Genomic DNA, 13,667 nt, shown 5'->3' on the forward strand with positions numbered 1-13,667 from the left:
CGCTCGTCGAGCACCGGGAACCGGGAGTGGCCGGTGCGGCGGGCCAGGTCGATGACGGCCTGGGCGCGGTCGTTCTCCTCCACGCTGTGCTGGCGCACCCGCGGCGTCATGATCTCCCCGGCGGTGCGGGCGCCGAACTCCACCGAGCGCTCCATCAGCTCGGCGGTGTCGGCGTCGAGGGTGCCCTCGTCGGCGGAGCGCTGGATCAGCGAGGCGAGCTCGCTCGAGCTGCGCGCGGAGCGCAGCTCCTCCTGCGGCTCGATCCCGAAGCGGCGCACCAGCGCGTTGGCGCTGCCGTTGAGCAGCCGGATCGGACCCCGGTTCACCGCGGTGAACGTGCGCAGCGGCCCCTGGGTGGTCTTGGCGGTCTGCATCGGCAGCGCGAGTGCGATGTTCTTCGGGACCAGCTCACCGAAGACCATCGTGATGATGCTGGACAGCACCAGGCCGAGAGCCACGGCGATCGGCCCGACGGCGGCATGCCCGACCCCCAGCGAACGCAGCGGATGGTCGATCAGCCCGGCCACCACCGGCTCGGCGAGCCAGCCGATCGCCAGGTTGGTCACGGTGATGCCCAGTTGCGCGCCAGAGAGATGGCTGGAGAGCGCCCGCAGCTCGCGCTGCAGCCCGATCGCCCGGCCGTCACCGGCGCCCGCCTCCTGGTCGACGGCCGTCCGATCGACCGTCACCAGGGCGAACTCGGCCGCCACGAAGAACCCGCACGCGGCGACCAGCGCCAGCGCGAGCAGAAGCAGGAGCAATGAGGTCAGCAGGACGGTCTCCGGCTACCGAGCGGGTCGGGCATGGTGCGCGCCACTCTATCCGGGTCTATCCGGGCCGGGTCGGCTCCGGGCCTTCCTCGGCGTCGGCGTCGGTGAACGGGACGCCGCCACCGAGGGTGTCGCTCACCGCGGCGGGATCGAGGATCCGGTACGGCGAGCCCGCCCGCAGTGCCGCGGTCCGCAGCGCGTCCGTCGGCACCGCGGCGCCCGCGACGACCACCAGGTTGCCCTGGCGCCGACCACGCAGGGTGGCACTCTCGGCCGTCACCAGCACCTCGGCCAGCTCGGCCCGCACGGCCGCGATCACCCGGCGGGTGTGCCGGAAGGGCGCCCGGTCGACCAGGTTGGCAGCGAGCAGGCCGGCGGGGGTCAGCGCGCGCCGTACCTGGGCGAACAGCTCGCGGCTGACCAGCTCCGCCGGCACCCGGCCGGCGGCGAAGGCGTCGAGCACGACCAGGTCCGTGCTCGCGTCGCGGATGGCTTCGATGCCCGCCCTGCCGCCGATGGGCCGGATCCTGATGCCGCTGCGTGGCGGCAGCGGCAGCTCGAGCCGGACCCGCTCGGTCACCGTGGTGTCGGGCTCAAGCACGACCTGAGCCGACCCGGGCCGGGTGGCGGCGACGTAGCGCGGCAGGGTGAGCCCGGCTCCGCCGATGTGGAGCACCCGCACGGCCTGGCCTGGTGCGGCGTACGCGTCGACGACCTCACCGATCCGCTGCACGTAGTCGAAGACCAGCCGGGTCGGATCGGCGAGGTCGACGTAGGACTGGTCCAGGCCATCCATCCGCAGCAGGTAGGCGCCGGGCCGGTCCGACGCGACGATCTCGAGCGCCACGACGCCGATCCTGGCAGACCACTCGCGGCCGTCCACCCCCGGAGCCGCGGGCGGCCGCGGCTGGTCTGGCCGCAGTGCCTTCTTACCCCCGGCCCGGTGAGGCAAACGTCAGCGACTGCCCTCGAGCGCGTCGGCGATGTCGCCCAGACCACGATAGGAGGCCACGTGCTCCGGCTTGGGCAGCGGCGCCCCGTCGATGCCGACGACCCGGGCGCGCGAGGTCTCCCGCGCCTCGAGCTCGCCGAGCAGCTGCTCGAGGGCCTCGACCTCGGCGCGCATCCGCACGATCCGCTCGTACGCCGGATGGGCCTTCACTCGGATGCCGCCCTCACGGGTGTAATGCACGATCGCGTCGACCAGCTGCTCGGCGACCGGCAGCAGGTTGACCACCCGGACCAACACCTCCGCGGGCGCATCCATCTCGACCAGGCGTCGGGGCGCGTCGCGCACGGTCTCGTAGGCGTCCGCGACGTCGGTGCGCACCGTCCGGCCGCGCGGGCGGAGCCGGTCGTAGTGCACCTCGGAGCGCAGCAGCGTGGCGAACGCCGCCGCGAGCAGGCAGACCGTCACGGTGACCACCACGAGCTGGGAGCCGGTCGGATCGGTCGGGTCCGAGCGCAGCCGGCTGGCGAGGACGACGGCGGCCACCGCGCTCACCACGGTGGCGCCGACGGTCGTCACCGGTACCCACACCGCCGCCCGGCGCTCGACCGCCGCTGCGATCGCCAGCTCGTCGGGGGTGAAGACGGCACGGGTGAGCGGGTGGGCATAGCGGGCGCGCTGCAGGCGTTCCTCGACGAGCTCGGCGAAGCGGGAGACGCGCTCGTCCTCGGGCTCCTGCTCGGGCTCGTCGTCTGGCTCGTCGTCTGGCTCGTCGTCGCTCTCGGACTCCTCCGGCTCTCCGGCACCGGCCGCGGCGCCGTCGGTGTCGTCGGTGTCGTCGGCGCCGTCGGTGTCGTCGGGCTCGCTCGTCTCCGACCCGCCCTCGGCCCCCGCAGACTCACCTTCGCCCCCCGCGGACTCCCCGGCACCCTCGCCGGAGGCAGCGGCGCCCTCGACATCGGGTGCACCCACGCCCTCGGCGGCCGTGGGTGCCTGCTGCGCGCCAAGACCACCGAGACGGTCTGCCTCCGTCGCCGGCATCGGTATGAGCAGCGGCTCACCGCCCGGCCCGGTCAGAAAGGCGGCCGGTGCGAACGCGCGCTCAGGCGTACCGCTCTCGCTCACTCGTCCTCCGTGGTCGTCGCTCCAGCCTCCCTATCGGCGCGCGCGGGCGTCATCCCAGCCTCTGCGGTCGTCTATTTCTCAGGTATCGGTCTAGACGGGTCAGGTGACGGTCTAGACGGCCGATGAGGGCGTCGACCTATCAACCCTCCGCGCTGGTGGTGTCGTGAAATCCCTCGTCGTACCGCTGTTGCTGGCCGCCGGCCTCGCGCTGGTGGCTCCGGCCGGGCCCGCCGTGGCCGACGCCTCGACCGTGCCGCGACCGGCCGAGGCGCCGTCGTGGTGGACACCGCCCCCCGAGCCGACCCTGGTGCCGGTGCCCGCGACGTCCTGTCCGCAGACGAGTACGACGAAGCGAGCCACCTGCCTCGGCGACGCGCTCCCGCTCTCCGACGGTGAGGCGCTGGCGGCGGCCGCCGCCGATGCCGCGGTGCGTGCCGGGCAGGCATCGCCGCTGGCCAGTTCCGGCAGCAGCAGCCTGACCCCGGCGGACCTGACCAGCCTCTACCGGATCCCGGCCGTCTCGACGTCGGCCACGGTCGGCATCGTCGACGTCGGCAGCGATCCGAACACACCGGCGCAGCTGTCCTACTTCCGCCGGATGTTCGGTCTGCCGGCCTGCACGACCGCCAACGGCTGCTTCCGTGAAGTGGCCCAGGACGGCAGCGGCGCGCTGCCCCCGGTCGACCCGAGCTGGACCACCGAGATCGCGATGGATGTCCAGGCGGTCTCCGCCGTCTGCCCCACCTGTCACATCCTGCTCGTGGACGCCGCCTCGGCCAGCTCCGGCGACATGGGCCAGGCCGTGCTCACGGCGACCCGGCTCGGGGCGTCGTACCTCTCCCTTTCCTACGGCTCCGTCGCCTCCGCCGGTGACCGGACGCTGGGCAGCACCTACTACGCCGACCCGAACGTCACCTATGTGGCAGCCACCGGCGACAGCGGGTACGCCGGCGGCACGCTCTTCCCCGCCAGCGCGCCCAACGTGATCGCGGCCGGCGGCACCACCGTGTGGCGCAGCGGCTCCGGCTGGCAGCAGACCGCCTGGTCCGGCTCCGGCTCGGGCTGCTCCCCCGTCGCTGCCCTCCCGCTGTCGCAGAGCATGCCGGCGGGCGCCGCGACGGCCTGCGACGGCCACCGCGCCGTCTCCGACCTGGCCGCCCTGGCCGACCCGAACACCGGCATGATGTTCTATCGCGCCGGGTCCTGGTGGTCGGCGGGCGGCACCTCGCTGGCGGCCCCGATCATCGCCTCGCTCTACGCGCTGGCCGGCAACCACACCTCCCCGATGTCGATCTACCAGAACGACGCGAGCGGCTTCGTCGACGTCGCCAGCGGCAGCACCGGCAGCTGCTCGCCCAGCGTGCTGTGCAACGCCGGCCCCGGCTGGGACGGCCCGACCGGCCTCGGCTCGCCGTCTGGACTCCTCGGCCTGGCCGGATCCGGCGCGGCGGCGGCGATCGCCTACACCGATCAGACCAGTGCCACCCTGACCGCCTCGGGCAGCTACCCGATCAGGCTGCACTACCGCCTCGACGACAACACCACCGGACTGCCGCTCGGCGGCGCCGCCGTGGTCGTCGAGGGTTCGACCGGGGGTCCGTTCCAGGTGGTGGACGCCGGCATCACCGGCGCTGACGGCACCCTGACGGTGCGCGAGCATCCCAAGGCGGCGACGGTCTACCGGGTGGTCTTCACCGGCGACAGCGAGCACAGCTCGGCGACCTCGCCGAGCGCGGCCACCGATGCGTTCGTCCCAAAGGTCAAGGTGCGCCGCCGGGGGACCCGGCTGCGTGCCGCCGTACGTGCGCCGTGGGGTGCCGCCCTGCGTGCCTGGCCGCTGACGCTGCAGCACAAGGCACACGGCCGATGGCGCACCGCCAAGGCGCTGCGCACCAACCGCAGCGGCAGCGCCTCGACGCGGGTGCGGCACGCGGGCAGCTACCGGATCGTGTACGGCGGCGCGGGGTGGCGCCGCGGCCACACGCCCGCCGTCAGGCTCCGCTAGGACTGGCGACGCGCCCACACCGCCGGGGTGCCGCCGCTGTAGGGCCGTTGCTCGGGCAGGCGGCCCCGGAAAACTGGCTAGTGACCGCCCGATGGGAACGCTCCCACAGGGTGGCCCACTAGCCAGTTTTCCCACGCGGCCACTCGCAGCTAGCCAGTTTCCCCACGCGGGCCGCCGCCCGAGAGACCGCGCGGGCCAACGCCGGCCGAGACGACCGGTGGGCCGCCCGCTGCTGCGGACGACCCCACGGGTCGGGCCTCGATCAGAACTTGTCGATCACGGTGGTCTTCTTCATCCCACCGCTCTTGACGTAGACCGTCTTCTCGGCGGTGATCTTCGGGCCCTTGGTCTTCTTGATGTGCTTGACGTGCTTGAGCTTCACCGGCTTCCAGCAGATCTCGCTCTTCTTGTTGGTGTGCTCGGTGTAGGAGCGGTGCCACGCCTTCTTCTTGCCGATCCGGTAGTAGTGGTAGACCGGCTTGTTCTTGTAGGGCTTCGGTCCGACCTTGTAGCAGACCTTCTTCTTGGTGTCCTTGACCAGCGCCTCGCCCCGGCCCACCTTCGAGATCGCGACCGTGGTCGAGGTCGAGCCGGCGAAGGTGACGTCGTTGTAGGCCGCGTCGTAGCCGGTCCCGCCGAGGTAGACGGCCCGGAACTGGATCGGCTGCTTGAGCCCGTCGATCGAGTAGTAGGCGAACCCGTCGGAGCTCGCCACCGTCGTCCACGCGCTCGAGCCGACCGGCGCCGTCTGGATCTCGACGGTGCCGTCTAGGACGTCTCCGCCACCGGTGGCTGCGACATCTGCGTCTACGGAGATGTAGTCGCCGTAGTGCGCCTTCGCCAGGTTCGCGCTCTCGAAGTCCTGGACGGTGATGGTCGTGACGGTTCCCTGCGGAGCGGCCGCGTCTGCTGGGCTCATCGTGAGTGCGAGACCGGCGCCCACGGCGAGGGCGACGGTGGCGGCGCCGAGTCGGCGGGTGAGTAACATGTCGAGGCTCCTGTTCCCCCATGCGTGCATGACCCGCTACTCCTTCCCCCGCCTCGACCTCTCAAACCACTGCGGCGCGTCAGTCCCGGAGACGGGCACGCCGGCCGACCGTGGCGGCGATGATGCCCGCCGAGACGACGAGCAGACCCACGCAGCCGGTCGTGGCCAGCCGGTAGGAGTGGGTCAAGCTGCCCGCCGCCCGATAGGCGTCCCCGTGCAGGCCGGCCAGCGGCGGGATGACCGCGAGCGCGAGCAGGCCGCCGGTGCGGGCGACGGCGTTGTTGACCGCCGAGGCGATGCCGACGTCGCGGGCCGGAGCCGCACCCATCACGGTCGCGGTCAGTGGCGCGACGATCAGCGTCATCCCGACGGAGAACACCACGACCGCGGGCAGCACCACGCTCACGTAGGAGTGGTGTCCCTCGTCGATGCGCAGGCTCAGGGCCAGCCCGGCGGCGGCCACCAGCGGCCCCGCGACCAACGGCACTCGCGGGCCGATCCGGACGGTCATCCGGCCCACGCGGGAGGAGAAGAGCAGGAGCAGGACCGTCATCGGCAATGTCGCCAGGCCCGCCGGCAGGGCGCCGTATCCGCCGGTGACCTGGAGGTCGAGCACCAACAGGAACATGAAGACGCCGAGCGCCCCGTAGGTCAGCAGCGTCATCGCGTTGGTGCCGGCGAAGACCCGGTCGCGGAACAGTCGGATCGGGACCAGCGCGGTGCGCCCGCGCCGGGCCAGCCCGGTCTCGAGGGCGGCGAACGCCAGCAGCAGTACGCCGCCTGCCGAGGTCGCGGCGATCTGACGCGGGCCCCAGCCGGTGCCGGCGCTCGTCGTGCCGTAGGTCAGCGCGGCGAGCCCCGCCGCGACGGTAACGGTGCCGAGCACGTCCGGCCGGCCGGTGTGCCCGCCGCTGGTCTCGGGGATCGAGCGCCATGCCAGCACCAGCGTGACCACGGCAAGCGGCACGTTGATCGCGAACGCCAGCCGCCAGGAGTAGCTCTGCACGAACCACCCGCCCACCAGCGGTCCGGCGGCCGAGGCCACCCCGGTCAGGCCGGACCAGGCGCCCACCGCCGCGGCGCGGTCCTCCTCGACCAGCACCGCCTGCAGGATCGCCAGGCTGCCCGGCATCATCAGCGCGGCGCCGATGCCCTGGACGGCGCGCAGCCCGACCAGCCAGGAGACGTCGGGTGCCAGCGCACAGCCCAGCGAGGCGAGCGCGAACCAGGCCACGCCCACCATGAAGACCCGGCGCCTGCCCAGCCGGTCGCCGAGCGAGCCGCCGAGCAGGATCAGCGCGGCCAGCGTCAGGGTGTAGCCGTTGATCACCCACTGCAGCTGGCCGAACGTCGCGTCGAAGTCGCGGCCGATCCGCTCCGCGGCGATGTTGGCGATCGTCGAGTCCAGGAACGTCATCCCGGAGCCGATCACCGTCGCGGCCAGGATGCCGCGGCCCCGGCGGCTGCGCAGCGGCACCGCCACTCCTCCGGTCCCCCGTGGGACGACCACGCTCACGGAGGCAGGCTATCCGCGGCTCGACGACAACGTGCCGCCGCCCGCCGCCGCCGAGTACGGCATGCTGTCACCCGGACATCACCGCCAGTTCTCAGGAGGCAGCAGGATGACCCTCGCAACAGCCGTCGCCACGGCGACCTCGATGGCCGGCTCGACGGCGCGCTCCGGCGACTGGACCGGGCACGACACCCGACTGCTGACCGTCGCGGTGATAGCGATCGCGCTCATCGTGGTGCTGATCGTCTGGGCGAAGCTGCATCCCTTCCTCTCGCTGGTGCTCGGCTCGGCACTGGTCGGCATCGCCAGCGGCGCCGGACTGTCAAACGTCGTCACCAACTTCGAATCGGGCGTCGGCAGCACCCTGCAGGAGGTCGGGCTGCTGATCGCGCTGGGCGCGATGCTCGGCAAGCTGCTCGCCGACTCCGGCGGTGCCAACCGGGTGATCGACACCGTGATCGGCAGGGCGCGGCCGGGCGTCGTGCCCTGGGCGATGGCGCTGGTCGCGGTCATCATCGGGCTGCCGATGTTCTTCGAGATCGGGCTGGTGCTGCTCCTGCCGGTGATCGTGCTGGTCACCCAGCGCTCCGGGCACCGGCTGATGCGGATCGCCATTCCCGGCCTGGCCGGTCTCTCGGCACTGCACGGCCTGATCCCGCCGCACCCTGGGCCGCTGCTGGCGATCAGCGCCGTGCACGCCGACCTCGGCGTCACGCTGGCGCTCGGCATCCTGGTGGCGCTGCCGACCGTCGCCATCGGTGGGCCGCTGTTCTCCCTGCTCGCCGCGCGCTGGGTGCCGGTCGGCGCCCCGCAGCGGGCCGGCGGGATCGAGCTGAGTGGCGGGGATGGCAACACGGCCGATCGCGATGCGGCGGCGGGCATCGAGGCCGAGGGCCGGCGGCGTACCCCCTCCTTCGCGGTGACCGTGGGCACGATCCTGTTCCCGGTCGTGCTCATGCTCGGCAAGGCCCTGGTCGACATCATCGTCACCGACACCAAGAACCCGCCCGAGGTTCGCGTCGTGTTCGACTTCATCGGCGAGCCCCTGGTCGCGCTGACGCTGGCGGTGCTGGTGGCGCTGGGGACGTTCGGGTACGCCGTCGGCTTCACCGGCTCCCAGCTGTCCAAGAAGATCGGCGACAGCGTCGGCCCGGTGGCCGCGGTCATCCTCATCGTGGGCGCCGGCGGCGGCTTCAAGCAGTCCCTGATCGGCGCCGGCGTCGGCGACTCGGTGGCGAAGTGGGCCAACGGCGCCCATATCTCGGTGCTGGTGCTCGGCTACCTGATCGCGGTCGCGCTGCGGCTGGCGACCGGCTCGGCGACGGTCGCGACGGTCACCGCCGCCGGCATCGTGGCACCGCTCGCCGGCGACCTCTCCACGACGCACGCGGCCCTGCTCGCCCTCGCGATCGGCACCGGCTCGCTGTTCCTCTCCCACGTCAACGACGCCGGGTTCTGGCTGGTCAAGGAACTGTTCGGGCTGACGGTCGGGCAGACGTTCAAGACCTGGTCGGCGATGGAGACGCTGGTCTCGCTGGTCGGCTTCGGGTTCGTGTCGCTGCTCTGGGCGCTGTTGTAGCCTCACTCGCCTCGCAGCAGGACCAGGACGCCGCCCTCGCCGTCACGGACCTCGTCGATCCGCAGCCCGGCGAGGTCGTCGGCCAGCGCCGTGACCTGGTGCCGCGCGCCGAGCTGCAGCAGGACCGGAGCGCTGGGCAGCAGATGCCGCGCTGCCACCCGCAGGCACGAGCGCGCGCCGCCCAGGCCGTCCGGCCCTCCGTCGATGCTGTACGGCGGGTCCTCGGGGAACCGGCCGATGTCATCACTGGGCACCCAGGGCGGGTCGGCGAGCACGATCGCGAACCGCTCCTCCGGTGCGAGGGCGTCCTCGAGCCGCCGCTGGCGCACCTCGACCAGGTCCGCCAGGCCGGCCGCGGCGGCGTTGCTCCGCGCGTAGGCGCAGGCCCGCGCGGAGCTGTCCACGCAGATCAGCGGCCGCGGGCACAGCCCGATGGCCAGCAGGCCGATGTGACCCGCGCCGGCACACAGCTCGAGCATCGGCCCCGCCGGTGCGGCGGCCGCGAGCTCGGCCGCCCAGTGCGACTGCTGCGCCGTCCACGGCCGCGGCGCCAGGATGCCCTCGTCGTAGGAGATCTCGAACGGTCCGAACCTCGTCGTCTGTGACACGGCGCCTCGTTATCCCGAACCCGCCCGGCCATGCCGCACCCCGACGGGGGACGCCGGCGAGTGCGAGCATGCCGACCGCCGGGTGCGGGGACTGTGCGCGAGTGACCATCCATGCCGATGGCCGGGTGCGGACCTTCCACGTCGACTCCGAGGTCGGCGTCCTGCGTGAGGTGATCCTCCACCGGCCGGGGCTCGAGCTCGACCGGCTGACACCGGCCAATCACGACGACCTTCTCTTCGACGACGTGCTCTGGGCCGAGCGCGCCGCCGAGGAGCACGACGCCTTCACGGCGATGCTGCGCGAGCGCGGTGTGGCCGTGCATCACTTCGCCGATCTGCTGGCCGAGTCGCTCGATCAGCCGGGCGCACGGGCCTTCCTCGGCGCCCATCTCGCCGGCGACCCCGTCGGCCCGGGCCTCAGCGCCGCGCTCGCTGAGGCCGTGGCCGCCGCGGACGCGGCCAGGCTGGCGTCGTACCTCATCGCCGGGCTGCTCAAGCGCGACATCGCCGCCGCTGTGCACGGCCCGAGCCTGCTGCTGGAGCTGCTCGCCGACGACGACTTCGTGATGCCGCCACTGCCCAACCACCTGTTCCAGCGCGACAACGCCACGCTCGTGTACGACGGGCTCTCCATCAACGTGATGGCCAAGGCGGCCCGCCGCGGCGAGACGCTCAACTCGCGGCTGGTCTTCGGCTTCCATCCCCGGTTCCGCGACGCGATCGCGCGCCGACTGCAGCCCGTGGGCGAGCCCGAGGGCGCCACCGTCGAGGGCGGCGACATCCTGGTGCTCGGCAACCGGGCAGTGATGGTCGGCATCGGGGAGCGCTCGACACCGCAGGGCGCGGAGGCGCTCGCGCGGGCGCTGTTCCGAGCCGGCACGGTCGACACCGTCATCGTCGTCGAGCTGCCCCATGAACGCGCCTTCATGCACCTCGACACCGCGATGACGATGGTCGACCGCGACGCGTTCTCGGTGTTCCCCTACCTGCCCGAGGACCTGCGCTCCTTCACCCTGCGTCGCACCGACGCCGACGGCGGCCTCACCGTGACGCGGAACCGCGAGCTGTTCCCGGTCGTCGCCGACGCGCTCGGCCTCGACCGGGTACGGGTGCTGAGGACCCCGATCGACCGGGCCGGAGCGGAGCGAGAGCAGTGGCACGACGGCAACAACCTGCTGGCGCTGGCGCCCGGCGTGGTCGTCGGCTATGCGCGCAACACCACCACGAACCGCCACCTGGCCGACCAGGGCATCGAGGTGGTGCCGATCGAGGGCGCCGAGCTCGGTCGCGGTCGAGGCGGTCCCCGTTGCCTGAGCTGTCCGGTGCTGCGCCACCCGGTCGGCGGGGACTAGGGTGACACGACGGACCCTAGGCGCCACTCCTCGCGCGAGGACGACGTCATGCTCGACCGGGCGGGTGCCACCTGCCGCTCGTCAGGCCCCTCAGGCCTCTCAGGATGGAGGACCGGATGCCGTCCGCACCGCCGCAACCCGAGGCCTTCGACGTGCTCGTGGAGGTGCCGGGTGGCTCGCGGAACACGTACGAGATGGATCAGGGCACCGGCCGGATCCGGCTGGACCGCACCCTCTTCACCGCCGCCCAGTATCCGTGCGACTACGGCTACGTCGAAGGCACCCTGGCGCCGGACGGCGACCCGATCGACGCGCTGGTGCTGACCGGTGCGCCGACGTTCCCCGGCTGCCTGGTGCGCGCCCGCGCCGTGGCCGTCTACCGGATGAGCGACGAACAGGGGCAGGACGACAAGCTGCTGTGCGTCCCCGCGGACGACCCGCGCTGGGGCCATCTGCAGGACGTCGACGACGTCGCCGACCACCTGCGTGCGGAGATCGCGCACTTCTTCGGCGTCTACCAGGCGCTCGAGCCCGGCAAGCATGTGGTCGGGGCGCGGTGGGAGGGCCGGGCCGCGGCGTACGACGAGCTGCGCGCCGCCCGCCTGCGAGCTACTCCCAGCTGAAGAACCGGACCGCCAGGCGAGAGGTCACGATGCCCCACACCACCAGCACGACCAGGTGCAGCGTGCTCGGCCAGTGGCCCAGGCTGGTGTCCACGAGCCCCTGCACGGCGGCGCCGCTGGGGGTGACGTCGGAGACGTGCCGCAGCCACGACGGCATCTCCGGGCGCTGCCACCACAGACCGGCGAAGAACTGCAGCACGAAGAACAGGAACGAGCCGAAGCCCGCCGCCACCTTGGCGTTGTGGAACAGGCTGGCGACCAGCATCCCCAGACCGAGCATCGCCCACGCGCCGAGCAGGTAGGTGACCAGGAAGCCGCCCGGGTTGCGCGGCCAGGAGGCGCCGACCAGCGCCGGCACGATCACCATCAGCAGCATGCAGCCGACCGCGACCGCGAAGATGAGCACCAGCTGGGCGCACAGCAGCACGGCCGGGGAGACCGGCGTGGTACGGAGCCGCTTGAGCACGCCCATCTCGCGATAGCGGGTGAGCACGTCGGGCAGCGCCTGCAGGGCCAGCAGGGTGATCGCGAAGAAGACCAGGATCGGCTGGTAGACCTGGAAGAAGCTCAGCCCACCGAGGGTGTGGGACGGCGCCCGCACGCCCGGGATGGCGCCGAGGATGATCGAGGCCGCGACCGGCAGGATGGCCGTCCAGATCACCACGGCGGGATTGCGCGCGAGCAGCCGTGCCTCGCTGCGCAGCATCGCCCGTGCGGCGGTCCAGTTGGTCTGCGGAAGACGCCGTACGACGGTCGCGAGCCCGCTCATCGGGCCACCGTCCCTTCCGTCCGCGCACCGACGTCCTCGCGGGTCAGCGCGACGAACGCGTCGTCCAGGCTCGGCTGGTCGACGCGCAGCCGGCCCACCGAGATCCCCCGCTCGTGCAGCGCGATGATCACCGCGCTGGCGACGTTGTCCGTGCCGGTGACGGTGACCCGCTCGCCGGCGGCGGTCACGCCGTGCACGTCCGGCAATGCCTCCAGGATCCCGAGGTCGAACGACGTGGACGGCGAGAAGCTCATCCGCTGGTCGGCGGCCACGTTGGCGGCCAGCCCCTCGGGCGTGTCGGCGGCGATGATCCGGCCGTGGTCGATGACGATGACCCGGTCGCACAGCCGCTCCGCCTCCTCCATGAAGTGCGAGACCAGCAGCAGCGTGACGCCGGTGCCACGCAGGTCCTCGAGGAGGTCCCAGACCTCGCGGCGTGCGACCGGGTCCAGGCCGGTGGTCAGCTCGTCGAGGATGGCCACCCGCGGGTTGCCGATCAGTGCGAGCGCCACCGACAGCCGCTGCTTCTGGCCGCCGGAGAGCTTGGCGAAGTAGGTCCGGCGCTGCTCGACCAGGCCCAGCCGTTCGAGCAGGACGTTGGGATCGTGTGGTTCCGGATAGAAGCTGGCGTAGAGGTTGAGCGCCTCCTCGACGCTCATCTTGTCCGGCAGCCGGGACTCCTGCAGCTGGATGCCGAGCGCGCTGCGAAACGCGACGCCCTCGTCCGCCGGGTCCATGCCGGCCACCCGGATGCTGCCGCCGTCGCGCCTGCGCAGGCCGCCGATGCACTCGACCATCGTCGTCTTGCCGGCTCCGTTGGGACCGAGGACGCCGAAGATCTCCCCCTGCTCGACCGAGAAGCTCACGCCATCGACCACGGTCCGCTCGCCGTACACCTTGCGCAGGTCGGCGACCTCGATCACGGGCATGGACGTATCCTCCGCGCTCGGTCCGTCCCGGCGCCAGCAGCCACACCGGCGACCGCGCCGATCCTTGGCCCGATCCTTGGGCCGATTCTCGCGTCGATCATTGCGCCCGCCCGTCGACCCAGACCGCCGCGACGAGCGGCACGCCGGGGCGGTAGGCCAGGTGGACATGACTGGGAGCGTCCAGCAGGACGACGTCCGCGCGGCGGCCGGGCACGAGCGCCCCGACGTCGGCCCGGTCGAGGGCGGCAGCGCCACCGGCGGTGGCGGCGTACACGGCCTCGGCCGGGGTCATCCGCATCTCGCGTACGGCGAGGGCCACGCACAGCGGCAGTGAGCTGGTGTAGCAGGACCCGGGGTTGCAGTCGGACGCGAGGGCGACCCGCACTCCCGCGTCGAGGAGCCGGCGTGCGTCCGGGTAGGGCTGGCGGGTCGAGAACTCGACGCCGGGCAGCAGGGT

13 protein-coding genes are annotated in these 13,667 nt (G+C 72.5%); 4 read left to right on the top strand and 9 right to left on the bottom strand.

The features are described from left to right. The 3 genes from VHA72_RS01990 to VHA72_RS02000 form a co-directional block, all read right to left on the bottom strand. Positions 1 to 761 (bottom strand): hemolysin family protein (locus tag VHA72_RS01990; RefSeq protein ID WP_325572771.1); only part of this gene is annotated, 761 nt, incomplete at its 3' end. Positions 762 to 828: 67 nt separating this feature from the next. Then, entirely contained in the window at positions 829 to 1,617 is a 789-nt protein-coding gene (locus tag VHA72_RS01995; protein ID WP_325572772.1) for a spermidine synthase, read from the bottom strand. Positions 1,618 to 1,725: 108 nt separating this feature from the next. Next, a complete protein-coding gene (locus tag VHA72_RS02000; RefSeq protein ID WP_325572773.1) occupies positions 1,726 to 2,691 on the bottom strand; it encodes a hypothetical protein in 966 nt (321 codons plus the stop codon). Positions 2,692 to 3,007: 316 nt separating this feature from the next. On the opposite strand from VHA72_RS02000, the gene VHA72_RS02005 reads away from it, so the two are divergent. Further along, positions 3,008 to 4,849 (top strand): hypothetical protein, encoded by a 1,842-nt coding sequence (locus VHA72_RS02005; protein WP_325572774.1) that lies wholly within the window; start codon positions 3,008 to 3,010, stop codon positions 4,847 to 4,849. Between the two features lie 262 nt (positions 4,850 to 5,111). Here VHA72_RS02005 and VHA72_RS02010 read toward each other — a convergent pair whose 3' ends face one another. Continuing rightward, positions 5,112 to 5,837 (bottom strand): hypothetical protein, encoded by a 726-nt coding sequence (locus tag VHA72_RS02010; protein WP_325572775.1) that lies wholly within the window; start codon positions 5,835 to 5,837, stop codon positions 5,112 to 5,114. 79 nt (positions 5,838 to 5,916) lie between these two features. Further along, positions 5,917 to 7,353: an MFS transporter gene (locus VHA72_RS02015; RefSeq protein ID WP_325572776.1), complete on the bottom strand. Its 1,437-nt coding sequence runs from the start codon at positions 7,351 to 7,353 to the stop codon at positions 5,917 to 5,919. Between the two features lie 142 nt (positions 7,354 to 7,495). Here VHA72_RS02015 and VHA72_RS02020 point away from each other — a divergent pair, with 142 nt between their 5' ends. Then, a complete protein-coding gene (locus tag VHA72_RS02020; RefSeq protein ID WP_325572783.1) occupies positions 7,496 to 8,929 on the top strand; it encodes a GntT/GntP/DsdX family permease in 1,434 nt (477 codons plus the stop codon). Positions 8,930 to 8,931: 2 nt separating this feature from the next. On the opposite strand, the gene VHA72_RS02025 is transcribed toward VHA72_RS02020, so the two are convergent. Then, the gene (locus VHA72_RS02025; protein ID WP_325572777.1) at positions 8,932 to 9,537 is read right to left on the bottom strand and encodes an RsmD family RNA methyltransferase; all 606 of its coding nucleotides are present in this window, start codon (positions 9,535 to 9,537) and stop codon (positions 8,932 to 8,934) included. Between the two features lie 101 nt (positions 9,538 to 9,638). On the opposite strand from VHA72_RS02025, the gene VHA72_RS02030 reads away from it, so the two are divergent. Together VHA72_RS02030 and VHA72_RS02035 are read left to right on the top strand one after the other, a co-directional pair. Continuing rightward, complete coding sequence (locus tag VHA72_RS02030; protein WP_325572778.1) at positions 9,639 to 10,889, top strand: arginine deiminase; 1,251 nt, start codon at positions 9,639 to 9,641, stop codon at positions 10,887 to 10,889. Positions 10,890 to 11,005: 116 nt separating this feature from the next. Beyond that, a complete protein-coding gene (locus tag VHA72_RS02035; RefSeq protein WP_325572779.1) occupies positions 11,006 to 11,512 on the top strand; it encodes an inorganic diphosphatase in 507 nt (168 codons plus the stop codon). Here the strand turns inward: VHA72_RS02035 and VHA72_RS02040 are convergent. From VHA72_RS02040 to VHA72_RS02050, 3 genes are all read right to left on the bottom strand, one after another. Next, the gene (locus tag VHA72_RS02040; RefSeq protein ID WP_325572780.1) at positions 11,499 to 12,281 is read right to left on the bottom strand and encodes an ABC transporter permease; all 783 of its coding nucleotides are present in this window, start codon (positions 12,279 to 12,281) and stop codon (positions 11,499 to 11,501) included. The genes VHA72_RS02035 and VHA72_RS02040 overlap by 14 nt on opposite strands. Beyond that, positions 12,278 to 13,210 (bottom strand): ABC transporter ATP-binding protein, encoded by a 933-nt coding sequence (locus VHA72_RS02045; protein ID WP_325572781.1) that lies wholly within the window; start codon positions 13,208 to 13,210, stop codon positions 12,278 to 12,280. The genes VHA72_RS02040 and VHA72_RS02045 overlap by 4 nt, the downstream gene beginning before the upstream one ends. 97 nt (positions 13,211 to 13,307) lie before the next feature. After that, the coding region (locus VHA72_RS02050) for an amidohydrolase family protein (protein ID WP_325572782.1) at positions 13,308 to 13,667 on the bottom strand (360 nt) is incomplete at its 5' end.

This window comes from Nocardioides sp. (assembly GCF_035547795.1).
Lineage (GTDB): Bacteria > Actinomycetota > Actinomycetes > Propionibacteriales > Nocardioidaceae > Nocardioides.